Annotated in this window: 19 protein-coding genes; 10 read left to right on the plus strand and 9 right to left on the minus strand. The window is 48.8% G+C overall.

Going from position 1 to position 25,640, the window contains the following annotated elements:
• Positions 1-90 precede the first annotated feature (90 nt).
• The 4 genes from EL633_RS33640 to EL633_RS33655 all read left to right on the plus strand — a co-directional run bounded on the left by EL633_RS33640 (position 91) and on the right by EL633_RS33655 (position 3,291).
• The gene (locus tag EL633_RS33640; protein ID WP_126631577.1) at positions 91-876 is read left to right on the plus strand and encodes a rhomboid family intramembrane serine protease; all 786 of its coding nucleotides are present in this window, start codon (positions 91-93) and stop codon (positions 874-876) included.
• 157 nt (positions 877-1,033) lie between these two features.
• Positions 1,034-1,360 (plus strand): hypothetical protein, encoded by a 327-nt coding sequence (locus tag EL633_RS33645; RefSeq protein ID WP_126631578.1) that lies wholly within the window; start codon positions 1,034-1,036, stop codon positions 1,358-1,360.
• Between the two features lie 262 nt (positions 1,361-1,622).
• Positions 1,623-2,486: an SDR family oxidoreductase gene (locus tag EL633_RS33650; protein WP_126631579.1), complete on the plus strand. Its 864-nt coding sequence runs from the start codon at positions 1,623-1,625 to the stop codon at positions 2,484-2,486.
• Positions 2,487-2,679: 193 nt separating this feature from the next.
• Positions 2,680-3,291, plus strand: a complete 612-nt coding sequence (locus EL633_RS33655) for a hypothetical protein (RefSeq protein ID WP_126631580.1) — start codon at positions 2,680-2,682, stop codon at positions 3,289-3,291.
• Between the two features lie 11 nt (positions 3,292-3,302).
• Here the strand turns inward: EL633_RS33655 and EL633_RS33660 are convergent, their stop codons facing one another.
• The 3 genes from EL633_RS33660 to EL633_RS33670 form a co-directional block, all read right to left on the minus strand.
• Entirely contained in the window at positions 3,303-3,782 is a 480-nt protein-coding gene (locus EL633_RS33660) for an SgcJ/EcaC family oxidoreductase (protein WP_126631581.1), read from the minus strand.
• A 122-nt stretch (positions 3,783-3,904) separates the two neighbouring features.
• Positions 3,905-4,789: an SGNH/GDSL hydrolase family protein gene (locus EL633_RS33665; protein ID WP_126631582.1), complete on the minus strand. Its 885-nt coding sequence runs from the start codon at positions 4,787-4,789 to the stop codon at positions 3,905-3,907.
• Between the two features lie 165 nt (positions 4,790-4,954).
• A complete protein-coding gene (locus tag EL633_RS33670) occupies positions 4,955-5,476 on the minus strand; it encodes a MarR family winged helix-turn-helix transcriptional regulator (RefSeq protein ID WP_126631583.1) in 522 nt (173 codons plus the stop codon).
• A 111-nt stretch (positions 5,477-5,587) separates the two neighbouring features.
• On the opposite strand from EL633_RS33670, the gene EL633_RS33675 reads away from it, so the two are divergent.
• Positions 5,588-6,949 (plus strand): FAD-dependent oxidoreductase, encoded by a 1,362-nt coding sequence (locus EL633_RS33675; RefSeq protein ID WP_126631584.1) that lies wholly within the window; start codon positions 5,588-5,590, stop codon positions 6,947-6,949.
• A gap of 582 nt (positions 6,950-7,531) precedes the next feature.
• Positions 7,532-8,452, plus strand: coding sequence for an aminoglycoside phosphotransferase family protein (locus tag EL633_RS33680; protein WP_161982669.1), 921 nt, complete (start codon positions 7,532-7,534; stop codon positions 8,450-8,452).
• Between the two features lie 174 nt (positions 8,453-8,626).
• On the opposite strand, the gene EL633_RS33685 is transcribed toward EL633_RS33680, so the two are convergent.
• Both EL633_RS33685 and EL633_RS33690 read right to left on the minus strand, forming a co-directional pair.
• A complete protein-coding gene (locus EL633_RS33685; protein ID WP_126631586.1) occupies positions 8,627-9,394 on the minus strand; it encodes a hypothetical protein in 768 nt (255 codons plus the stop codon).
• Between the two features lie 128 nt (positions 9,395-9,522).
• Positions 9,523-11,310 carry a PAS domain-containing sensor histidine kinase gene (locus EL633_RS33690; protein ID WP_126631587.1) on the minus strand — a complete coding sequence of 596 codons (1,788 nt, stop codon included), beginning with the start codon at positions 11,308-11,310 and terminating at the stop codon, positions 9,523-9,525.
• A gap of 283 nt (positions 11,311-11,593) precedes the next feature.
• Here EL633_RS33690 and EL633_RS33695 point away from each other — a divergent pair, with 283 nt between their 5' ends.
• From EL633_RS33695 to EL633_RS33710, 4 genes are all read left to right on the plus strand, one after another.
• Positions 11,594-14,359, plus strand: a complete 2,766-nt coding sequence (locus EL633_RS33695; RefSeq protein ID WP_126631588.1) for a S53 family peptidase — start codon at positions 11,594-11,596, stop codon at positions 14,357-14,359.
• Positions 14,360-15,262: 903 nt separating this feature from the next.
• Complete coding sequence (locus EL633_RS33700) at positions 15,263-16,144, plus strand: TlyA family RNA methyltransferase (protein ID WP_126631589.1); 882 nt, start codon at positions 15,263-15,265, stop codon at positions 16,142-16,144.
• Between the two features lie 279 nt (positions 16,145-16,423).
• Complete coding sequence (locus EL633_RS33705; RefSeq protein ID WP_126631590.1) at positions 16,424-17,275, plus strand: metallophosphoesterase family protein; 852 nt, start codon at positions 16,424-16,426, stop codon at positions 17,273-17,275.
• A 66-nt stretch (positions 17,276-17,341) separates the two neighbouring features.
• On the plus strand, positions 17,342-18,091 hold the full coding sequence (locus EL633_RS33710; RefSeq protein WP_126631591.1) for a 4'-phosphopantetheinyl transferase family protein: 750 nt from the start codon (positions 17,342-17,344) through the stop codon (positions 18,089-18,091).
• A 92-nt stretch (positions 18,092-18,183) separates the two neighbouring features.
• On the opposite strand, the gene EL633_RS33715 is transcribed toward EL633_RS33710, so the two are convergent.
• From EL633_RS33715 to EL633_RS33730, 4 genes are all read right to left on the minus strand, one after another.
• Positions 18,184-19,482, minus strand: coding sequence for an MFS transporter (locus EL633_RS33715; RefSeq protein ID WP_161982670.1), 1,299 nt, complete (start codon positions 19,480-19,482; stop codon positions 18,184-18,186).
• 109 nt (positions 19,483-19,591) lie between these two features.
• Positions 19,592-22,744: a winged helix-turn-helix domain-containing protein gene (locus EL633_RS33720; RefSeq protein WP_126631593.1), complete on the minus strand. Its 3,153-nt coding sequence runs from the start codon at positions 22,742-22,744 to the stop codon at positions 19,592-19,594.
• 166 nt (positions 22,745-22,910) lie between these two features.
• Entirely contained in the window at positions 22,911-23,300 is a 390-nt protein-coding gene (locus EL633_RS33725; RefSeq protein WP_126631594.1) for a PPOX class F420-dependent oxidoreductase, read from the minus strand.
• Positions 23,301-23,439: 139 nt separating this feature from the next.
• Positions 23,440-25,602, minus strand: coding sequence for a WD40 repeat domain-containing serine/threonine protein kinase (locus tag EL633_RS33730; RefSeq protein WP_161982671.1), 2,163 nt, complete (start codon positions 25,600-25,602; stop codon positions 23,440-23,442).
• Positions 25,603-25,640: the final 38 nt, after the last annotated feature.

The raw sequence follows: 25,640 nt of genomic DNA on the forward strand, positions 1-25,640 counted from the left end.
CAGATGAAACAAGCGCGGCCGCCTAAAAAAGTGGATTTTATGGCGAAAAGTATGTATGTATAGATAGAAGGACGCAGGATAGAAATAGCTATGAATACTTTTAAAGATAATTCGAGAAACACATATACTCATAATGATGAAGCAAGCCAGAAAAAGCCAACCAGGCTAAACTTACGACAGGAAATCGCACTGCGGCCACTGCCATTCCTACCGTTGCTGGTGATACTCTTATCTACTATCTTTGTGATCTGGATGCAGTTCTCACCTGTAGTATTACAGACATTACAGCGCGATCCACATGCGCTGGCCGCAGGACAATGGTGGCGCATCCTCTCGCCATTATTAGTAGATTCCGATGGTTGGGTGCAGTTGTTGACCGTCTCAATTGGCTTTATCTGTGTCGGGATTCCTGCTCAGCATTGGCTGGGATGGTGGCGCTGGTTACTGCTCTTTTGCTCGGGTGCACTGGCTGGAGAAATTATGGGCTATCTCTGGCAACCCTATGGAGGAGGCAACTCAATCGCTCTGTTCGGCCTGATGGGTGGCATGTTGATCCTCTTGTTGAGGAGCAAAGAACCTCAGTTTTTTCTACCCGTTTTCTTTGCAATCTTTGAAGTTTCATCCTTGATCGGCCAATCCACTGGCAGCATCTGGATCTCCATTGTCCTGTGGATTGTTGGCTCTGTCCTGTTGCGCATCTTATCGCCACGGGCAGGAGGACTGAGGCTGTTGCTCTGGCTGGCCATCGTCATTTGTTTGATTGGGGTCATCAGCCTATCAATCCTGCACGATATTCATGGTATAGCATTATTGGCTGGAATGGTGGTAGGAGGCTTATTATCCTTGCTTAGTCCCGTCCGAGAAGCACAAATGTAGTTGTGTTGAGCAAGCCTGGCTTGTGCCTGCTCGTACGTCGTACAGTTGCAGGTGCAAGACCGGCCGCTGCTACGCAACTTTATATTCCTCTTATACGTAACTGATGATGGATAGACAGAACAATAGCAATAAAGCTAATAGGAGGAATAATCTAATTATGATGCCACAAAGAGAGGCCAGCGAGGCTGGTCAGAGTTCAAGTTATGGTGGATATGGAGGCGAGCAGATAGATAATCAGCAGCAATTTGAGTCCTCTTATCAACGGCAATCAATGGGTGGAGCGGCTGGAAAATTATACCCATCTGCGCCTGATAATCATAATGTATTGCGGCTGATCGCATTTGGCATGTCCCTGTTAACCTTGATTGTGATGGCCGTGATCTGCCTGATTATCGTTGGTGGTTCCGGTGGATGGATCAGTTTTTGTGCGGCCAGCCTGGCCATCTTTATTATTGCTGTTGTCGCCATCGACAAAATTAAATAGTAATCCTGGTGAAGGACAGTCTTTTCACCCAATAGCCAGCACAGTTTTTGTAGAGCATGCGTAATGATAAATACTACGTTTTGCACGCATGCTCATAACAGTCTTTGCGCTCCACTATTTCCCGATAGACTTTTTTGCAATATTGTACGTGTCTAAAGAAGTAACTATATTTCAGCTTTGTTGATTCGATGCTATGTATAAGTAACCTGGCATCATCACACATCACTGGTTAATATCCTTGTACAGGATAGAAGGATTTGCAATGAGTTCAGTACAGAATGAGAAGATCGCGTTGGTCACCGGGACGTCCTCGGGTATTGGTTTGAGTACGGCGGTATTATTGGCGCAGCGTGGCTATACAGTTGTGGCGACACTGCGTGATACGAAAAAGGCTGGTTCGTTGGAGGAGCGTGCCCGTTCAGCCGGTGTGACCCTGGATATACGTGCGCTTGACGTACAGGATGATACATCGGTGGCAGATTGTGTACAGCAGGTGCTACAGACATATGGTCATATCGATCTACTGGTAAATAATGCTGGCGCAGGCTATCTGGGTACAATGGAACAGACCTCGGACGAGGATTTACGACGTACCATGGAAGTGAATTTCTTTGGCGTATGGCGTATGACCCAGGCGGTTTTTCCCGCTATGCGTGCGGCTGGCGCAGGCCGTATTCTCACGGTTTCTAGCGTGGGCGGAATTATCGGGCAGCCCTTTAACGATGCCTATTGTGCCGCCAAATTTGCCGTTGAAGGTTTCATGGAAAGTCTGGCTCCGGTCGCCCAACGCCTGGGCATTGATGTGGCCGTGATCGAGCCAGGTCCTGTAAACACAAACTTCGTGGCCTCAGTTGTCGCTACTTCAGCGACACCAACTGATGAGCAGCAGCGCATTTATGGACCGATGTTTGAAGTGTACATGGGAGGTTCCCAGGAACGCTTTGCCTCGCTGGGACAAACTCCAGACCAGATCGCGGAAATCATCATTCAGGCTGTAGCCGAGGATCATCCACACTTCCGCTACGCCACCTCCGACCTCGTAAAAGGCATGGTCGCGCAAAAATATACCGATCCTACAGGCGACAACATGGTGAAATTTTTTAACTCTCGACTAGGGAAAAACTAAAAGATTCTGCATTTGTTGATGCTCGAATGTATTTAAATCAATAGGGTGTAAAATGTGTATACACGTTTTACACCCTATTGATTATGAAATGATTTTTTAGGACAAATATGATACAGCTTGATAGCTCATCTAAATACCACTTTCGTCCGTATATGTAAGGGAACAGCGTATTATTATAATCAGGGATGAAATAATGAACAAGCATGATTCTTCGCAAACATATCAATTAAGTGAGGCACATAGCTATAGTATAGGTGCAACCAGACAGCTCTCTGCTCTGGCAATTTTTTTGTGGGGATCCCTTACAATTTATGAAGTGACTTCCCTGGTGCGGGCCATATATGCACATGACATGTATCGTTTGTGGGCATCTCTAGCTACAATATTTATGTTTTGTCTGGTTGGTGCCGCCACATTATATGGCGCTACAAAGCAACGCATAGTCGTTGGCCGTGAAGGAATAGTTTATAATTCTGGAGCACATATTCTCTATACTCCATGGCAAAATATTCATAAACTTGTACTCTCGCCGCATACTGGCGAACCTGCATTGCAGCTACAAAAGCCTGCGGAAGCACTGCCAATTGAACAGGGAATTCGTGAGGAACGTGCTGCTATCAAGATTCGTTTTTATGGGAAACGTCCTATAAAGATTGAGAGTCGCTATGATCTCTATAACTATATTCCGTTACCTGCCATAAAGAACGACATCTGGCAAGACATTCAGCAGCACGTTCCGGGTCTGGATATGACCCTTCCGGGTTCGCAGTCCACGGTTAATTCAGCTTTAACACGTATATTTTAGTTGGATATTGATTATTTGTGTGTAGCTGAGCGCACCTGCTCTATTTCCTGGGTTAGCTGTTCAAGCAGGTCTGGCCGGCCATGGAACTGAGCGGGTGTAGTTTGAAGATGAGCAATTAGCCAACCACGCTCACTTTTCGTGGCGACAAGGGTCTGAATGGCGTTGAGTTGTGGTTCGATCTCAGTCCTGCCGGGTGGAATCATGCCGACGACCGCACGGAGTATGGCGGTATCAGGACCGAAAAAGCGCACATCTTTGACTTTGGTGATGTAGGGAGGGGTAACGTGATGGCTAAAAATTTCGTGCAGGTTGCTGGCAATCTCACTCTGACCGATTAATTGACTTCCATCAAATCCGATTGTCTCTCCATCTTCTGTAAATAGAACTGCGAAAGATTGTGCATCGCGCCTGTTCCAGCTATCTATCAACGCTTGATAGAGTTTTTCTATCTGGTCGTTATTGGCAGTTGATGAGAGCTGCGAATTATTCATAACAAGATCCTCCTTCATTTCTAGCCTGGTCTACACAAAAAGGCCCTTTCTTTTTCTACTTCTGTTACAAGTGTTTAAAAGCGGAAAAGAAAGGACTCGACTGGTATCGTGTATGCTAGGACTTAGTCTTCAATCTCGCGATGGCAGAAGATGCGATTATAGATCGTGTCTGCGATCAACGCGTAGCCCTCATCACGTGGATGGATATCTCCCAGGGTTGGGGGGAGATCATTACAGATCCAGGTCAACTGGCAGAGATTTTGGGTTGTAAAAAGATGATTAATGCCAACAAAGGCAGCATAACCATGAGCATCCTGTTTAAGATGTTGATTGAGAGTATTGATGTAGGCTGTAGTATTGGGGCAGAGTTGTTGTAGTGGATTAAAGTAATCCACCAATACCAGTTTAGCCTGATGTTTGGGTGCGGCACTAAGTGCCTGCTTCAACTGTGGCAGGATCGTCTGCGTCAGATTTGTATCGACGGTCGTCAGCTGAGCATTGAAGATCGCAGGATCGACCTGACAATTAGTCAAATTGATCGCGCCACTATTCAAGAAATCATCGATACCGATCTGGAGTGTTACCAGTCCGATATCGCTGGCATGTACCTGTAAGTAAGCTTTAGCCACTGAAAGCTGGCTGGAGGTCTGCACCTCTGGTACCAGACAACCACGCTGGCTATTGCTCTGCGTAGGATCGCCATTGATAAAGGTAGCGGTAGTATCATCCGAGCAACTAAAATTCGCGAACGTCCCATACCCCTGTTTTGTCTGTAACGTCTGGAAAAGATCACTCGCATAGCCATGGGTAAAATCATTATCAGGTTGATAACCAAAAGGCAGAGAGTCGCCTAATGCGACATACTGCAATGCTGGATGACTAGCATGCGCAGCAGCCTCCCCTGTGGTGAATAGTACGAAGAGTCCGGTTAATAGAGGAATGCTGATGGCCGCAACGAGTAAGCGTAGAATAGAGTGTAATGAGAAACGCTTCATTCTGGTTGACATGGTTCCATCCTTTTTTATATAGAGGCGCTAAACCAGCGCTTTGCCCAGTATAAGCGAATAAAAGCGTAGCAGGCATGGGGCATTTGACCTATTTATACCGCTCTATAAAAAAAGATGTGTGAATCGTAAAGAAAAGAAAAACGCCTGCAATACATATCCTCTCCTCTACTTCTCCAGGTCCTTCATGACGTCTTCCGCCGCCGCATTCACCTTCTCAAGAAAATCTATTACCAGCGCAAGCTGCTCGTCAGAGTAATCCCGCACTGCATCAGTGGTCGCTCGTAACATTGCTGCAAAATACTTGCCAGTCGCCTGCTCCAATGGATCTGGAATAAGCTCAATCAACACGATACGACGATCAACAGGATGCCGCATCCTGCGTGCATAGCCAGCTTTCTCCAAACGATCAAGCATAAAGGTAATGGCGCCCGTCGTCAAACCAGTGAGATCGGCGAGACGTCCGGCACTGAGTGGACTCTGGCGCGAGAGAATGCTCAGTACCTTTAGGTCGCTGGGATGAAGTCCAACCTTCCCAGCCACCGCCTGCACAAAAAAGGTCGAAATATCACTGCTACGCTGCACCTCCGTCACCACCCGCATGATTTGCTCTTCCCGCAAGTGGGTAACACGTTCCTTCATGGTCGGGTCCAGATCGATTTTTTTCGAGCCCTCGTTTTCCTGCAACATTATTTACCCTCTCAACGTAATATATCTTAGTGACTGTGATTTACATTTACTGTGCTATCCATGTGATGTGATATTTAATCACTGGGTAAAGTGTAGCAAAAGGACTGAAGAATGTCTACTCTCCCGTTACATGTGCTGATCATTGGTGCAGGCACAGGTGGTCTCTGCCTGGCACAAGGCTTGAAACAAGCAAATATTAGCGTCGCAGTCTATGAGCGCGACCGTACTCGCATGAGTGGCATACAGGGCTACCGCGTGGGCATTGATCCCGATGGTATCCGTGGCCTCAAAGCAAATTTACCGCCTGATCTGTTCGATACCTTTATCACAACCTGTGCACGACCTCCAAAGTACTTCAATATGTACAGCGAGCGATTGACTGAACTGGGGTCGCTAGGCGGTTCATTGATAACTGGGGACCCAGATCCTCTGAAACGAGACCACACGGTCAGTCGCATGACTATGCGTCAGGTTCTCTTGACTGGCCTGGAAGATGTTGTCCATTTCGACAAAGTCTTCACCCATTATGAACAACACGCTGATGGCTCTGTCACAGCCTTTTTCGCCGATGGCTCCAGTGCGACTGGCACTGTGCTGGTTGCGGCTGACGGAGCCAACTCACGGGTCCGCAAACAATACCTGCCCCACGCACAACTGGTCGATACAGGCATCCTCTCGTTTGGAGCCAAAGTTCCCATGACACCAGAAGCGCGCCAGTTGCTCCCGCAAAAGGTTCTTGATGGGCTGAGTATAATTATGGCCCCCAAAGGTTTTGGTGCCATCATCCATGTCGTTGAATTTAAATGGCAACACGATGGAAGCATAAAAGCAGGGATTGGCGTCAATGATGCTGACCTTCTCGCTAAATGGCCAGGTATGCTCTATGACAATGAGCGCGACTACATCGGCTGGGGCTTCTGGGCTGCCAGGCAACACTTTCCCCGTGATCCCATGGCCCTACACGGCGAGGAGGTAATCACCTTGATGCTTGAGATGATCCCCAATTGGCACCCCAATTTCCGTAAATTGATCCAATTAAGCGATCCAACCACCGCTACCGCCATTAATGTCCGCACATCAGAGCCTATCGAAGCCTGGACAACGAGCAATATCACCTTGCTCGGCGATGCAATCCATACAATGACCCCTGGTCGTGGCGCAGGTGCCAACACTGCTCTGCGCGATGCACGCTTGCTATGCAAACAACTGACAGCGGTGCACGACGGACATATCGACCTTCTTCCTGCTATCCACGGATACGAGGAAAAAATGCAAAAATATGGCGCCGAGGCCGTCAAAGAATCACTGGCTCAAATGAACAGCAACGCCCTCATTCATAAACCAGTCATTGGTCGAGCGGTGGTGGCTGGACAACGCACTATGATGCGAGCCGTCAACCATATCCCTCCCCTCAAAAAGCAATTTGAAATCGCTCTCAGCAAATCCCGTGGTCTCGATCGTGTAGAGGATTAATTCCTACAAGGGTGAGTGAGAGGTCTTGCATTCCCACTCACCCTTGCAAAAGAATGCTAGATCGGTTTAGCCCAGGGCTTTTAATTTTCAGCCGGGAGTAACTGTCAGGCAAATCATATACAGAGGATTCTGGTGTGGAGTGTGTTCTGTGGGCGGCCGCGGCCGCCCACAGAACACACTCCACACCAGAATACGGCTCCGTAGGAGCCAGGAAGTGGAAAATTAAAAAGCCCTGGGTTTAGCCAGGATTTCTTGCATGGGTAGTTTGAGCGTGTTAAAATAGTTGTATCGATTTTCAAACGGAGATGGCAGTGTACACGAAATATTGACGCTGATACGCTCAAGATAGTAGAATTCAGGCTTCACTCATCTATCTTTGTACGAGTGAGCTTTATTCTTATGATCAAAATTCCATTGTTTCTCTGGTACATACACGATGTGATTGTTTATGTTCCTCTCCACGTGCTCCTCCATCCCACCTTGTGTGGATTTCTTCTACGCCCTCCAGGTTTTTGTATACCCGCTAAAAAAGAGCAGTACAATACATAGTATATGCAATCAACGCATAGGAGAGTAACTTCCATGTTTATTATGCCCGACAATTTTATGTATAGAGCTAGTCTGAGCTATGATGCTACTGGCACTGGTGGAATTGAGCGCCTGCATGCCGCGCTAAAAAATTGTGAAGCACGCTGGAATCTGACGCTTGAGCAGCCATTCAACCTGTCATTTAATTATGTCGCTCCTGCCAGGCGTGCGGACGGCACTCCGGTTGTGATCAAGGTCTGTTTACCCAGCGATGAGTTTGCGCTTCAGCATGAGGCACTGCGCATCTGTGATGGACATGGTATGGTGCGCTTGCTTGATGCTCATGATGAAGATGAAACCATGCTCCTTGAACGTCTGGAACCGGGACATATGCTGAGTACGGTCGAAGATGATGCAGAGGCCTTCTCGCAGGCTGCCGCCGTGATGCGTCAGATCCGGCAGCCTGTGCCGGCGCAACATTCCTTTCCGAGCATTCAGGATTGGGGGCGTGGATTGGTGGAGGCACGTACATATTATAGTCAGAACAGTGGCCCGATTCCACTGAAATTGCTCGACGAAGCCTGTCGCCTCTTTGCCGAGCTTGCTGCCAGTCAGGCGGAACCGGTAGTCCTGCATGGTGATCTCCATCAGGAGAATATCCTGTCCGCTGAACGTGCTCCCTGGCTAGCGATCGATCCCAAGGGGGTGATTGGCGAACCGGCCTATGAGACTGGCTCGCTATTGCGCAATGAGACTCATAAGGTGTTTAATGCCCCCCAGCCCATACGTGTGATGGCGCGCCGTGTGGATCAGCTGGCGGCCGAACTTGGTTTCGAACGTGAGCGAATCCGTGGCTGGGCCCTGGCTCAAGCCGTCCTCTCCGTCTGGTGGGACTTTGATGAGCCGGGCTTTCCCAACGTCTTTGATCTACGTATCATCGCTACCGCTGAACTGCTGGCTCAGATCAAATCCTGAGGACGCCACCTTTCATACAGACAGTGAGTGGATAGTTCAACATGTAGTATAGAGGTTACGTTCGTGATGGCTGGCTGGTCAGTGCTTTTTTGCGCAGGTTGATGGCATGGATACCGAGCACAATGGCGACCAGCCAGCCAGGGGCCGATAGATTGACAGGCTTTCCTGGATCCCTTATTGAAGGCCGATCATGGTCTTAAGGAACTCAGCGATGATTCCTGGCGCGTACTCCTCAATCCATCTTCCGAAGACCTTACCTCTCTTTTTGAGGACATGGCCCTTTCCATATTGACTTAGTTTTTCAAAGGCACTTTTCTCTTTATTGGTAAAAAGTTGTTTTTGTGGTTGATGGATATAAGTGCACACTTGTTGAAATAATGTTTTTACTTGTGGCAGGCTCATATCTTTCAATGAAAAAATAATCCAATCACTGTGGGTGAAATCTTCAAAAAAGAGAAAGCAGGGGTATTTATCAAATTCTATGCGTGTATAGCTGCTGATAAAATTATTCCAGCGTGTATGCTCTGCCAGTTCAAAGGGATTATCAAAGAATTTTGCCCGATCAAGATCGCGAAAATAGATCAGGCAGCAGACTTTGCCTGTTACATGATCAATAAAGGAACGTTCCTTTTCCATGAACTGCCTGGCTACTTCATCATCGGCTTCGGCGAGTAGAATGCAATACAATGGATAAGGATATTTTTCCGAAAACGACCTCCACCATTCCAGTTCTTTTTCATGAGCAAAATCATGTGTCTTATAGTGAGTGGTTTGAGTAGATTTCGAATATGCATAATAATCATTGACAGGACTTTGCGGACTTGAAAAGCGATTTTCGGGCTCGACATCCCATTTAGTAGATTTGGACCAACTTTCTAAGTGCTGGAAGAATTTGTCAGGTGGCTCTGGCTCACTTGTTGGTATATCCTTATCGTTATCCATGCGAAAAATCCTTTTTTATAAAATGGTAATTATTATAATTATAGTATATCTCTTTTTTTGACGTTTTTTAAAGGTGATTGACAAAAATGTCTATTTAAGAATTCATAAGGTAGCTGTCAGCTAAAGACTCATTCTTGCGCGTCGAGTGGCAGCGTAAACCAGAAGATTGTGTCTTGTGGTGGATGGCTATCAACGCCGACTGTGCCGTGGTGGAGTTCGATGAAGGCGCGGCAGAGATAGAGGCCCAGGCCCAGGCTGAGGTCCAGTTCGTTCTGGACCGCGACGCCGGTTGAGCGATAGAAACGTTTCCAGATTAGTTCTTGCTCAGCGGCAGGAACACCCCAGCCCTGATCGCGGACCTCTACACGAACCTGGTCTTCTTCCAGACAGAGGCAGATCCTGATTGGCCGGTCCAGAGGAGAATAGGCGTGGGCCTGTCGGATAAAGGTATTGATGACACGCCGAATACGTGGGGCATCAATCATAATATCAAGAGCATGTTCAGCAGAGGGTAATTCGATGATAAAAATGCGTTCAGGTGTTACTATTTGTTGAGCTGCGACCGTCTCAGCCACTAATTCCTGCAGGTTGCAAAGGCGCAGATGTAAGTTCAGGGTATTGGTTTGTATTCGTGAATCATCCAGCATATCGTGGATCATACGTTGTTGGATACGTGCCCCATGCAGGGCATTTTCCAGGGCCTGATGCATATTGGCCTGATAGTGTTCCCATTGTTCTTGCGTGGCTGGCATCTTACCGCGCTGGAGGCGCCGCTGGGCCAGTTGCAGATTTCCCATCAGGATCGTTGAGGGCGTACATAGCTCATGGCTGGCCAGATCCAAAAATTCATTCATGCGTTGATAGGTTTCGCTCAAGGCCTGTTCGCGAGCCTGTACCTGCAAAAGCTGTGTCCGTAGATAAAATTGCTTCAGAATCAATGTGATCAGCATTGACATCGCCTTGACTAATTCAATCTCTCCTGCTGAGTATTGGATGCCATCGCCACTCTTTGCCAGGACCAAGCAGCCAATTACCTGGTTAAACGCGAACAGTGGTAGACAGAGTAGGGTTTCCGCACCAATATCGGCCCGCAAACTCTCTTGAATCGGAATATCTTTGCGTGACACAATCAGGATCTCTTGCATCAAGAGACGAGCCAGATATTTTGGATTGATAAATGCAGAGATAGGAGAGTTTTCCGCCGCCTTATGGCGCAGTGCTTCTTGTTCAGGTGTAAAACCGCTCATGACTATAAATTTAACTTGATCCTTGGTCGCATCAATTGTGAGTAGCCATGCATGTTCAGAAGCGAGCTGTGAGCGTAATAAATCAATAATCGATTTTGTGATCATCTGCATGTCGGGTGAAGTAAGTAATTCCGTCGCCATTTGAGGATACTCCTCGTTGTCACTACCACCTGGAAGCAGACCCATTAAAGCCAACAACGCCTGGATGATTTGTTGCGTCTTTTGCGTATCCGCATTTGCTGAGACAGAGGCCTCATGAATGATACAGATTGCCTTGCGTGTCGATGTGCGATCAGCAGGTATAGGGGCACAATACACATCCACATGCAGCATGTTTCCGCTCGCCTGCTGTAATAGCACCTGATGGGCCGCGACAGGTCGTGTCGAAGTACCCTGTAGCGCCTGTGTTAAAGGATCCGCTTGCGTTGAGAGCGGAAACTGTTGTCCACCTACCTCTTCATATAGATGGAGATATTCAGAATAAAGATGGCCACGACTCGATTCCCTGGACTTCAAGCCTAATAGTCGATTGGCAACAGAATTGGCTAGCAGGATACGTCCCTGCTCATCATAGACGAAGGCACCCTCATTGATAGAACCAAAAATAGAATAAAATTCTTTTTTATTTCGATTATTGTTCCGTGTAATGGGTGTCTTTTGTTCAGTCATCGCTGTTTTTAGTCCTCTACCTATAGAACTAATGGATTGTATATAGGATGAAATTTATTGATTGTCATAGTATAGTTTGAAACAACATGATACAGCAAGCCGAACTATATGCTAGTACTATTCAAGGGCATTGATCCCCATCTTTTTTTATGTCCGGAGCGTTTGAGGTTGTGCTTATCAATATATACTTATTGACGAGGGCAATTTCTACACAACGGTAGTATTAAGTAGAGGTAATTTCTCTATAGAAATTGCATTATTACTTTTTAGGAATAAGATACCGATGTTTAAGATAAAACCTGATCCGCGACGAATTCATCACTTTATACTGATAAGTGTTGCAGTCATGCTTGCGTTGATGACCAATGGTGCCGTAAAGACGGTCACGCCTATTTTTGCCGCCAGCCATATTTCGCAGCCCACATTTCATGTGCTACCAGGTCATGTAATACCAACATTGAAGGGTGTGGCAGTACAGCATGCAACTGCCAAAAATAATATTTTGCATCTTGCCGTTAGCCTTACGCTACGCAATCAGGCTGATCTAACGGCATTGATCGCCGCCCAAAATGATTCTAACTCGGCCTACTATCAACATTTTTTGACCCCTCAACAATTCACCAGCCAGTTTGGTCCCACGCAGACTACAGTGAATCAGGTGGTAAATTTTCTACGCAGCCAAGGCCTTGCCATTGACGCAATTGCTCCCAATAATGTAATTATTGATGCCACTGGTACCGTCGCACAGGTAGAAAAAGCCTTTAAGGTGACGATCAATAATTATTATTGCAGTGGCCATATTATTTATGCTCCTGCCAATAATCCTTCCGTCCCTGATGCACTTGGTAATGCTATACAGAGCATTGCGGGATTGAATAATATTCCATGGAATCCTCAATCCTCTATTTATATAAATTATAAAAATGGGCGTAAAAAAATCAGGCCACTGATAGGTCCAGGCGGTGGGTATACACCAAACGAACTCAGGACAGCCTATGGCGCAGATAGCTTAATCAATGCCGGATATTCTGGAACTGGTCAGACCGTGGCGATCTTTGAACTGGATGGCTACAAGCCTTCAGATGTCGATACATACCTCAGTACTTATAATCTCGGACCAGCGAAATACTCGAATGTGCTGGTCGATGGTGCCACAAATACACCTGGTGATTCTTCTATTGAGGTTGTATTAGATATGGAGGCTGTGTCAGCGCTCGCACCCAATGCGGCACAAAAGATTTACATTGGGCCCAATAATGGATCAGGTGTCAATGATACCTATAATAGAATCGTGACCGACAATCTGGCCAAAGTCACCTCGATTAGTTGGGGATTATGTGAGCCATCGTCCGGCAACGCAGAATTAGCGGCCCTCGATAATATCTTTGCCCAGGGGGCCGCACAAGGACAGGCTTTTTTCGCGGCCAGTGGCGATACCGGCGCCTATGATTGCCGTGGAGATACAACGACCCTGGCCATCGATTCTCCTGCCAGCGATCCATATGTTGTTGGTGTTGGAGGTACTCATTTACTTATAGGTACAGGTGGTACCTATGCAAGCGAGTCAGCATGGAGCAATGTAAGTAATGGTACCGGTGGTGGTGGTGGCATCAGTTCATATTTTACGCGACCAGGCTACCAGACGGGTATCAACCTGACTAATACTCACAGGATGGTGCCTGATATCTCGGCTGATGCAGATCCCTCCACAGGCTATTCGGTCTACTGTACCGCAGCGGCGGTTTCCTACTGTTCAGGCTGGTTATCGATAGGTGGTACCAGTGCAGCCGCACCGCTTTGGGCGGCCATCGCGAGCGATATCAATCACTATTTGATCGCCCAGAGTAAGCCAGTGTTGGGTAATGCGCATGTGCCATTGTATAACCTCTATAATAATGCACAGGTGTATCCACCGTTCCACGATATAACCACGGGCAACAACTTATATTACCAGGCAACCGCTAATTATGATCTGGCCACTGGACTGGGCACGCCAAACAGCTGGAATATGGCTCGCGATCTGGCCACTGGCACAATTCCTACCCCGACGCCGAGTCCCACGCCAGTGCCGACGCTGAGCCCAACCCCAGTTCCAACCCTGACGCCAAGTCCAACCCCGTTGCCATTGCCCGATCTGACCATCCAGCAAATTCATGCTGGTGGTTCAAATCTAGGAATTGGACAAACCTTGAGTGAGCAGATCAGCATTTCAAGCTTACCTTCTGCTGGTGCGGTTTCAGGCTCCAATCTTGTACACATGGTCGCTGTACTACCGGTTGGCCTCAAAAACGTCACAGTCAGCGGTAGCAACTGGTCGATCATAATGACTGGAGCACTCAGCCCGATCCTGATTTCCGCCACCTATATTGGCACCTATCCAGTTCTACCTGGAACCATACTTCCGCCGATCAGGCTATCCGGTATTGTAGCTAGCGCGGTTGGAATAGCGATCACCGATACCGCTGTTGTCCAGACACCTGGTGATCGGCAGTCCGCCAATAATCTGGCCACAGATACCTTTGTGACGGTTGCGCAACCCACCCTGATTACGCCACTATCTGTGCAAACCACTATTCCAGCTACCTTGATTCCATTGACACTGCAAGCATTACCACTTGGTTTACCGAACCTACAGTTCCAATTGACGCACAATGGAAACACCTTTTATGTGGGCCAGGCCGTCACCTCCACCCTCACTGTGAGCAATGTTGGTCCCCAGCCTTTCAACACGGGTAGCCAGTTGTTGCATCTCACCGGTGTCATTCCCGTAGGCTTCAGTAATCTAAGTATCAGTGGTACAAACTGGCAAGTCACAACGACTGCAAATACCAGTCCCATACTCTTTTTTGCCACCTATACAGGAGTCACCCAGATCCCCATCGGACAAAGTCTGCCACCTATTCTCATCACCGGCACCCTGACAACCGGCGGCCAGCCATCGATTACCAGCGCCATCTATCTCAATGTGGATACGGACAGCTATCCCCAAAACAACTTTACCATCGACACCATAGGAGTTCTACCATCCCAACAAGCCTTACAAGAATAATCCTCATGAAGAATGCTTGTAATAGGTTACATCCTGGCTAAATGCCCAGCATGCTCCCCTTTAGCACAAATCCACGTACAAGCAAAAGATATATAAAGGGGATAAATACAAAAAAGAAGATAATAAAATAGTAGCGGCAGCCTTAATGGCTGCGAACCTCCCCCATCGAGCGCAGCCGCCCGCACCATGAGCTCACCAACCCACCAGCCTCCCTTTATGATCACCTTCCGTCCACCTGCCCCTACGTCCAGGTGCATAAACATGATCCCAGGGGAAGGTGGGCGGAGATGGTCACAGAGCAAGACGTGGAGGAAGGTGAACTCGTGGTGCTTACTGGCTGCGCTCGATGGGGGAGGTTCGCAGCCATTAAGGCTGCCGCTACCGCGTGTATATTGATTTTTGCTGTTTGTTATGTGTGTGTGTATGGTAACAAAGAAATAAATAAAAGCTGTAGGTTTGGTGTATCTATTGCTTGACATGAGATAAATAATCTAGTATTCTCCAAAGAAGTCCAAAATTCAGTAGAAGCTTTTCACGCTAGATAGGAGTGTGGTAATGATTTATTATCGTGTGAATTCCTATAGTCATGGACAATTGTTGTTTTATTATGTGCCAGATCAGTTGAATGGTATTGCTCACTATTGACGATCAATAGAGGCTAGCGCTGAAAAGAGGGTCATAATGCGCAGCTATATTGGAAGTACCCTCGCCGCAGAATCTGCCCGAAATTAATACATATATTTCTTCACAACTCAAACAACCAGGTTAATCCATGCCACCCGGGTGTGGATTGGTTCTTATTACCCTAAATTACCGCAGAGCCGTGCTCCTCCCCTTTTCCTTTTTTATGTGTCATTGCAAAAGTTGCATTCTCATGCATAAGAAAAGAAAAAGGGAAAAAGAATGTCTTCACTCTCAGATCATCAAGCAAATGGTCATAACAAGAAGCAGCAAAATTATGCCTTTTCTAAAAAGCGTCTTCCCCTCGGCATGCTGCTTGTGGAGCGTGGTTACTTTGCCCATCTTGATGAAGCGCGTGGTTGGATCATGGCCGGTAATGTTTTGATAAATGATCAACGTCTGGATAAAGTTGGGATGCTCGTTCCTCGGGATGCGCATGTACGCGTGCGTGGACGGTCCCGCTATGCAAGTCGTGCTGGCTATAAGCTGGCAGCCGCCCTGGATGCCTTTGCGATTGAAGCAAGTGGCCAGATAGCTCTGGATTGTGGTGCTTCCACCGGAGGGTTTACTGATTGTCTTTTGCAACGCGCCGCAAAGCTGGTCTATGCGGTCGATGTGGGTTATGGGCAGCTGCTTGGACGTTTGCATGTCAATGCTCGTGTACACAATCTAGAACGAACAAATCTGAGTGATCTCACAGCAGATATACTGCAGCCCTTACCAGGCTTGATCACATTAGACCTGTCCTATCTATCGCTCACGAAAGCCTTGCCCATAGCTAGCAGATTGCTCGCCCCAGAGGGACAGATCATCGTACTGATTAAGCCTCTCTTTGAGGTAGAGAGTCAATCAGCCAGGCGAACAGGACACATTGATGACATTGCCTTGCTAGTTGATGCTCTTCAGCAGGTATTAGAGGCGGGACGGACCTGTGATCTGGCAATACAGGGTCTGGTAAAGCTTGCCCTGAAGCCACGTCACGGCGTTCACGAATTTTTTGCCTCATTCGTTCGTCGCCCCGGTAGCATGGATTGGCAATATGACGAACAAACCTTGCTCGCCATTATTCAAGGCCACGGTGTCGGTGAGATGCACGAGGAATAGAGCCAGTAACGACAATTAGAGGAATAGAATACTGCTCTATTCCTCTAAGAGCAACCCCACCTATATATGATACACGATACATTATAGGGAGGGAATGAGCAACAAACAGCCGCTGATTATATTATGTAGTGTCTATGCGTTTGCTGTGTTGGCTTTTTTGCCAGGTAGAGTTTCTCTCATGGTCGTGGCGCGCGTTTATACGTTTAGCGAAATTGTTGTATAGTTATGGGTAGCTGTTAAGCGTTTTGAGGCTATAAAAGAATCAGTAGAGAGTGCGTAATGAAAGTCTATGCAATTAGTGATTTGCACGTTGGCGTTTCAAGTAATCGGGCGGCGTTAGATGTGTTACCCGCCTATCCTGATGATTGGTTGATTGTGGGTGGAGATGTGGGGGAGACTGAAGAGCAGCTTGATTATGCGCTCTCGATTTTGACGCAGCGTTTTGCGAAAGTTCTGTGGGTGCCGGGAAATCATGATCTATGGACGGTGCCGGCGAATAGTGAGACAGCGCTGAGGGGTGAGCCAAAATATCGTGCATTGGTAGATATTTGTCGATCTTATGGGGTGGCTACGCCCGAAGATCCTTATCCGCTCTGGAACGAGCAGGTTGTGCTGGCACCGCTTTTTGTGCTCTATGATTATAGTTTTCGGCCCGCTGATATTCCTGAGGAGCAGGCTGTGGCCTGGGCTGCGGAGACAAAGGTGGTCTGTAGCGATGAGTATGTCTTGCATCCAGACCCGTATCCAAGCAGGCAGGCATGGTGTCAGGCACGGCTGGCCTATACTGAAAAGCGTCTGGCCGCTATTCCCGCAACTCACTCAATTGTACTGATCAATCACTTTCCTTTGCGTCAGGAATTCGCTCGCGTTTATCGGATTCCGCGTTTCTCGATCTGGTGTGGAACCACACAGACCGAAGACTGGCATACGCGTTATCCTGTCTCTGTAGTCGTCTCCGGCCATGTTCATGTGCGGGCAACCGATTATCGCGATGGGGTACGCTTTGAAGAGGTGTCACTAGGTTATCAGAGGGACTGGAAGCAGGAAAAAGGTATCCAGGCATATCTACGTGAAATTCTACCTGGTCCTGGCAAGCCTGCGCAGCAACCAGCAACGCAATGGTATAGATAAGTATTCTTCTTATTGTCGTTTGGGCATTGAGATAGTTGATTCTGGTAGATATTGAAAGTATATTTTATGCGTGAAACTCCGTGGCAACAAGCTCCAGCTAAACTGGAATTGCGACCGGACGAGGTCCATGTCTGGCGGGCGGACCTGCAGGCGTCGCCAGCGAGTATGCAGCGTTTTCAGCAGGTGCTACAGCCAGCCGAACAGGCCAGGGCGCAGCGCTTCTATTTTGAGCATGATCGCCGACGCTGGACAATCGCCCATGGTATCCTGCGCCTCTTGCTGTCCATGTATACCGGACAAGCTCCTGCCGAGCTGAACTTTCAGGTGAACGATTATGGCAAACCCATCCTGGTTCAGGCTGAGGGGCAGCCAGAGCTGCAATTTAATCTCTCGCATTCGCATGAAATGGCGCTCTATGCATTCTCCTGGCAACGACAACTCGGGGTGGATGTAGAATATATGCGCGACAATATCGCCTATGATGAGCTGGCCCGCCATAGCTTTTCACCAGCCGAGCAGGCAGTCTTTCTAGCTCTTCTTGCCAGTCAGAAGCGCGGTGCATTCTTTAAATGCTGGACCAGCAAGGAAGCCTACATAAAAGGTAGAGGGATGGGATTATCCTTGCCGCTTAACGTGTTTGATGTGGCCGTGGCTCCCGACGTGCCCGTTGCCTTGCTGGCCAGTCGGGAAGATCCACATGAAGTTGAGCGCTGGCGTATGTCGGTGCTTGAACCAGGACCAGAGTATGCTGGAGCCCTCGCCGTCGAGGGTCCAGCGCCTCACATACATTGTTGGCAATGGAATGGCATCTCGTAGGTTTGAGACGTGTGCTTGATTGCGTTCCCATTTGATAGCGCGCATCAAAACGATTGGGATACAAGCGTGGACCAGCCACGAAGCTATCCGGTTTATGTTTCAACTTTAGACAAATCGGGTGTAAGTTCTGCACCTGTTTTGGCCCGATGTGCTCGTAAGGCTGGCAGGGCTAACACGATGCAGAGGATAGCTAAGCCGATGATCGAGGCGCCAGACCAATAGGGACTGGCGTGTCCGAACTGGGCGTAGAAGATGCCGCCGACAATGGGTCCGACGATCATGGCCAGGGATTGCATGGATTGGCCGGCGCCACCAACCAGACCTTGTTGACTGGGACCAACCGCCTGGGAAGTGAGGCCGCGTAGCCCGTTTTCTACCAGTCCACCGGCTCCCGCGAAGAGGATGACTCCAGCAATGAGTATGAGTGGCGAGGCGATGATGGCCACGGCTCCCAGCAAGATATAGCTGATAGCTACCAGGATCAAGGAGCCGATGCTGAGCTTGACATCTCCGAAGATGGGCAGCAATTTGCCAAGCAGGACGCCCTGGGCCAGGATATCGACAACGCCAACCAATGTCGCGACCAGTCCAGCCTGAGTCGGATTCCAGCCCAGACTATCCTTCATCAAGATAGTCAGGTTGGCCTGAAGACTGGCGAAGGGAAAGGCATAAAAGAAGGCCGCCAGTAGAAGCCAGCGTAGATTCGCGATTTTGAAGACCGTTCCTAACTGGGATAGCGGATTGAGGTCGCGTACCCGAATCGCTGTGATACGATGCTCCTTTTTCAGACTCTCAGGTAGAAAGAAGAAACCCCAGAGCAGGTTGAGTGCGGTAACCGCTGCGGCGACAAAGAAAGGTGTGCTATAGCTGATGCCGGCGAGTAGGCCACCGATAGCCGGTCCAAGGATAAAACCAACGCCAGAGATACCACCGAAGATGCCAAAGTACGCACCGCGCTCCTCAGGTTCTGTAATGTCCGCGACATAGGCAAAAAGCACGCTAAAGTTACCACCAGTCAAGCCATCGATGATGCGACTTAAGAAAAGGATCCATAGGGCGCCTCCCAGACCAAAGAGCAGGTAGCCGATAGCCGAACCGATCAGACAGGCAAACAGGACCGGTCGCCGACCATAGCGATCGCTCAGCAAACCCAGTCCCGGAGCTGCGATAAGTTGACAGATGCCATAGATAGAGAGCATCCAGGCAACCGTCAGGGCCAGATCATTGCCATTGCTGATGTACTGACGTGTCATAAAAGGGGTCACCGGACCAACGATGGTGAAACCCACAGTATTTAAGAAGGAAACGATGGCCAGGAAAATGATCGCCCGGCGTTTTGGGGTGGGCTTCTTGCCCTCCTGCGTTGATGATGGGATTTTCGCTGTACTCACAATATAATTCTCCAATCTGACTACGTTATTTTCATCTGGTTACGATCTCTACTATAGAAGTCAGATGGATGAGCCAGCATCATGCGTATGGACGAAGGATGGATGATTTTTAATCGCGTAGTTTGAGTTGTTTGGCGCGTGCACTGGCTTGCATACGGTTACTCACGTCCAATTTGCGGTAGATACTCTGGACCTGTGAGCGGACAGTGTTGACTGAGACGACCAGTTCACGGGCGATCTCGGCATTTGTGTTGCCCATGCTCAGCAAGCGTAATACTTTCTGTTCCTGCTGGCTTAAAGGTTCGCCGGACAACCCTGTGGCAGAGTGTGTGGGCTGTGGATCAAACGCGTTGAGCAATTGTTTGGCATAGATCTGGAGCGCCTTTGGCTGGATACGTGGCAAGCAGTCACGGAGCAATCTGGCCATCTCCTCTCCCTCATCCACAAAGAGGCGTTGATAGCCTTCACTATGGGTTGCGTGGAGCAAAAGCTGCAATTGTTCGTGGGCCTTGGCCTGAGTGCCCTGGCGCGTATAGGCCAGGACAAGTACCACCAGAACCTCCAGGGTGAGCAGGACATGGCCTGTCTGTTTGGCGCTGGCGTAGAGCTCTTCGAGTTGTGTTATCGCCGCAGAGCTCTCTTCCCGAGCCAACAAATAGCGCGCCATCATCAGTTGCTCGCGCCTGCGCTGTAGGAGAGGCAAGGTCTCTTGCTTGAGCTCTACAGAGGCGAACCAGCGCTGCACGGCCGTTTGATTGGCGCGGGCAAGTTGGAAGCGTGCCAGTATGGTTCTCAGCTCACGCATAAGTTGATAGCTCTGTGCTGTCTGTGTTGTCTGTGCGCGCACTAACCAGGCGGTGAGCCGCTGTTGCGCCTGCTCACTCTGACCCTGTGCCTGCTCGATTGTTGCCAGACACATCGTCGCATGGGCCAGAGTATCCTCAGCATGCAGCTGTTCACTCAGTTCTAGAGCCTCCTGAGCAGCCTGACGGGCCGCATCGAGCTGATTCCATTGATACATAATCTGAGCTAATCCCAACTGCATACGCGCAATATCATCGCGATCCTCTTGCGCTCGAGCCTCATGAAGAATCTGGCGGAACTGTTCGCTGGTATGATGTAATTCGCCGAGCTCAAAACTGGCGCCCCCGAGCATCCCTCTGGTTGCACGCGCATACAGAAAATTCCCGAGTTGCTCACTCAGTGCCAGAGCCTCCAGTAGAATCTTGCGTGCGGCCGTGAGATCGCCGGAGAGCATTTCACCAACGCCCACTACTGTCAGAGCCAGATTACGCCAGGTGCGTTCAGTGGTAGGCAGCCAGGCCAGCGCCTGCCTGGCCCAGGTGACCGCCTGCATGATATTGCCTTCCTGACGAGCCAGTAGCGCCCGAAACGCAAATATCTCAGCCAGCTTCTGCGTATTATTTGCATCCCGCCAATAGTGTTCAGCACGATAGAGCAGCTGCTGGATCCGCTCCCTGCCATGAGGTGTTTCGGGTTCCTCCCCCATCAGCGAAAAAAGCAGGGACATCGCATACTGTACACACAGATCAGGATGGTGAGCCAGTTCCTCTTCAGGCAGGCGTTGTAGCCAGCGCCTCAGGCTGTATATCTCTTGAGGTTCCGATGCCGTATGCTGTTCCCTTTGCGCCATGAGTTGCTCGATCAATATGACCGCTCGCGCAAACAGAGCCGCCTCCAGGGCCGCCTCAATCGCCTCTACCTGCAAATTATGTGCTTCATACCAGACGCTGGCTTGCGCCGATAGCTGGCGCAAACGCTCAGCTCCTAGTTTCCGTTGCGCCTCCTGACGCATCACCTCGGCAAAAAGAGGATGATAACGTGCCCATTCGCCTGAGCCATAGAGCGGTACCAAAAACATATCGCCCGCGCGTAACAACTGGATCAGCTCCTCACTATCTGTCCCTTGCCTGATCACATCGCAGAGCGGAGCAGTCAGCAGGGGGAGCACGCTGGTCTGCAAGAGAAACTCCTGCTGCCGCGTTGGCAGTGTATGAAGAACCTCCTCAAGGAGATATGCGTGAATACTCCAATGATTTTGTGTAAAGTTTGCCAGTATATGTTGAATGGTCTGTGTATTCGAGACATCCAACAAGGCACGGGCCAGTAGCCGTAGTCCGGTCGCCCAACCCTCAAGTTGCTCATGGATCTGTCGCAGATCCTTCTGCGCCAGCGTAAAGGGAAGCTCGCGCTCAAAGAAGGCGCGTGTCTCCTCAAACGAGAAGGCCAGCATAGGAGGGTAGATATCCAGCAGTTCATTGCGAGCGCGCAAGCGTGATATTGATAATGGTGGATCGCCGCGCAATAGCATAAAAAGATGCAGTGAAACAGGTAAATGATCGATAAAGAAGCTGAGTGATTCAATAACCTGAGGTGAATTGACGAGATGGCAATCATCTAGAATAAGGACCGCAGGCTCTTCAAGCTGGCTTAATTCGTTGAGCAGGGAGGTCAACATCATATGCAGCGATTTGAATGGAAGCAAGCGATGCGCACGCAACAATTCCAATGCCTCACCACCGCAGTGCGGTAGCAGTAGCTGGCAAGCCGCGATAAGATAGCGCCAGAAGCGCACCACATCATTATCCTCTTCATCCAGATTCACACTGGCCACACGTGGAAAATCCGCGCGTGAACTACCCTGGGCGATCCACTGACTGACCGCCGTTGTCTTACCGTAGCCGGCCGGTCCCGAAATCAGCGTCAGTTTATGCTCCAGTCCCTGATCCAATAGCCTCCACAACCGCTCACGAGACAGTAACGACTTCTGTGGCTGTGGCAACTGTAGCTTGGGGATCAACAGTGGTTCAAAGGACAGGGCAGACACCGTGGGATTTCTTATATTCTCTGTGTTGACGTTACCTGTTTTGGATTGTGAGGTGGGTGCAGTAGCTGGAGATGCCGATGTGACTGCTGGCTCATGGGTCAGGAGGGCTGCCAGTTCTTCCAGCTTTTCTATACTCAATTGGGAGCTCAAACCCAGATAGCGTTTGCGCATACGGCCCTGATGACGCCGATAAGCGTACCAGTAACCTTCAGCGCTATTGCGACGCTGCTCTTTTAACAGATTGATGCGTCCATGGCGGCCAGCAAAGGCAAAACTATGCTGGGTTTCAAGCCATGGCAGCCACTCATCACGATTGTTGCCGAATGCAGGCATTGTATCTTCTGAAGGACCTGTAAAAACATAGGTTGCCTGTTCTGGTGACCAGAGCAGGGTATAGCGCGCGCTTTTTGGCATAAATAATCCTGGCCCTCTTTTTTGCTCCCCAACAACGTTTATGGATGATTATACTGTGTTGGGGAGCAAAAAGCAATTGCTCCCCAACGCATATCTTCTTAATTGACAAAAAGCTCTAGCGGGGATGAATGAAGAAGACCAGGTAAAACGGTAGCTCTGGCTCGGTTTAGAGGTTCTGACCCACGACATGCTCAATTTTTACATTCAGGATCACGCGCTCATCGCCTTGATAGCCAAAGGGGGCGTTATAATGTTTGGCCAGCGTATCATAGAACGCACCATTAGGATCCTCTTCGATGCGTTCGACAACGCCGCGAAACTCGGCATAGGTATAAGGATCATCCGCATCCGTGATCGAGACGGAGACGCGTGGATCGCGTTTAATGTTCTCATACTTGGTGCGGGTCGTCGTATGGGTAAACTTGATATGTTCACCATCCCATAAAAACCACATTGGAGACGTCTGAGGATCGCCATTTACACCAATAGTCGCGAGATGGGCCAAACTTTTTCCCTTCAGTATTTTTTCAACCTTTGGATTATTCAGACCTGCCATAAGAAGCCTCTTTCTATGTATAGATGCTGGAATAGCCAGCTCATCAATGTGCCTGATTCAAGCAGATAAGGCAGTGCAAAATTCCTTATCACTGTAGTAATACGGATAATAACGAAATAAAGATGATGAGACGTGTCCTTTACCAGCCGGGTTTCCAGAGATACAGTTTGGGTGGATTTGATCCGATAGTGGCGATATATTGACTATCAGGTGACCAATTGGGAAATGAGGCGGAATACGTATTGTCTTCGGAATCATGGCTTTTCCCTAACAGTTTTCCTGTCTGAGCATCCCAGCATTGCAGATTCTCATAGTGATTAATCTCAGGAGGGCCACCGGGTCCCAGTTGCCATGGCGTAATGTCATAATAGCTGCGGGCAACGATGTATTTACCATCAGGTGACCAGGCAATTTCGGCCAGTTTGTTATTGGAAGTCTCTAGTGAGAGTAGACTGCTATTCGTCCGCACATCAAGTATTTCTATATCGTCATTTAGGCCAATCATCGCCACGCGTTGACCATCAGGTGCCCAGGCTAACGGAGCAATAGAGGTACTCCAGTAAACACCATTTGTTGTTAGTCTATCGTAATATGTGTCAGGAGGTTGTATATCACCTGGCATTTCCATTAGCTGATTATGCTTCTTCAGGTTTAAGATAACACCTCCGGCTCTGCCGTAGCCGAAGGCCAGTAATTTGCCTGTTGGATCTACGGAAATCCAGAATGTATTGTTGTACCCGTTCGATAGGCCTTCAGCTATAGTCGTACTTTTATCTGTTGTGATATCCCATAGTTGTATCTTACCTGTTCGATCATTGGTTAGCAGACTGGTACTGTCAGGTGACCAGGCAAAGGCAAAGGAAAGAGCGTTCTCTGACATTACCAATGCCTTTTGTGGGAGGATCATCAAGACTGACAACTGTTTCCAGCTTGTGGTGTCATAGAGCATGATCGATGCTGGTTGTTGCGACTGAGTGCTATTGTTGACGTCGATGGCCAGATAACGACCATTGGGCGACCAACTGGCAAAATGACTGGCCTGAGATGGTATCTGTAGAATGCGTGTCTGCATCTGACGTATGACATCCCAGATGGAGACTTGTCCATATTGAGTTGTGGTGGCAATGAAGCGGCTATCGGGAGACCAGATAGGTGTCCATGCCCAGGTATCCTCAGGTAAGGGAAGGTTGGTAACTGGTTTGATAGCTTTATGATTGATCCTATCAAAATAGTAGACAATATTATTCCACCAGGGCTGATCTGTCCTGGCCTTCCATCCCAGTGCCACGGTCAGCAAGCCGCCGGCCATGAGTCCACCTGCAATGAGTTGCCTTCTGCCAATTCTTTTTGGCTGGGTGGGTAAACTGGCAGGTGGCTCAATAGCATGTAGCTCTTCAATAATGTTGTTAACTGTGGCTGGTCGCTGATCAGCTGGTAATGAGACCATACGCATCACCAACTGCTCCAGGCGTGCCTGTTTGGGGTCTGTGGAATGCAGGGGAGCAAAGTGCAAGGGCGAGTCAGCAGGATCATTGCCGGAGAGCAGGTAATGGAGCAGAGCGCCCAGACTATAGATGTCCGAGCGTTGATCGGTCTGGGTTTTGCCATACTGCTCAGGAGCGGCATAGCCGGGTGAGCCAAAGGGGATAGTATCTTTGAGCTGTGCTGGTTTAAAACTGCGCGCAATACCAAAATCGATTAAAAATAGCCTGCCAGAGCCAGTGCGAATGAGATTGTCCGGTTTGAGATCACGATAAATAATCGGTGGCGTTTGCGCATGCAGGTAGTTCAACACATCACAGAGTTCATTGGCAACCTCCAGGATTTCCTGGAGGAAGAACGGTTGATAGGTTGGGGAAGCAGGATCGGCGTAGCGCTGTTTGAGATAACTCTCAAAGGATTCGCCGCCAAAATAGGTCATTGTCAGATACCAGTGTTCGCTATCTGAGAAGGCTGCCCGCAATTGGGGAAGCTGGGGATGATTGAATTTAGAGAGCAAGTCTACTTCGCGATTATACGTATCGGTTGCCTCAATGATTTGTTGTGGAGACAAATCTTTTAAATTAATCTGCTTTAGCGCTACCAGTGGCGAATTGCGTGTGCGCTGTGTATCACGTGCCAGGTAGACCGCACCAAAGCCACCGTCGCCGAGTTTGCGCAGTATCTCATAGTGTCCATGCACAAGTTCAGTGCTAGCATCAGGTATGTGCGGATTTATTACGGACTTATGTTGTGGAGATTGTTGCTGTGATGAATTACTTGTATCATTATTAGCCATCTCAAGTTTCTGTGTTTTTCGCATATCTACCATTCCTGAATTACATTCCTGTTAACAATGCA

The sequence above is a fragment of the Dictyobacter alpinus genome (genome assembly GCF_003967575.1).
GTDB classification, from domain to species: domain Bacteria; phylum Chloroflexota; class Ktedonobacteria; order Ktedonobacterales; family Ktedonobacteraceae; genus Dictyobacter; species Dictyobacter alpinus.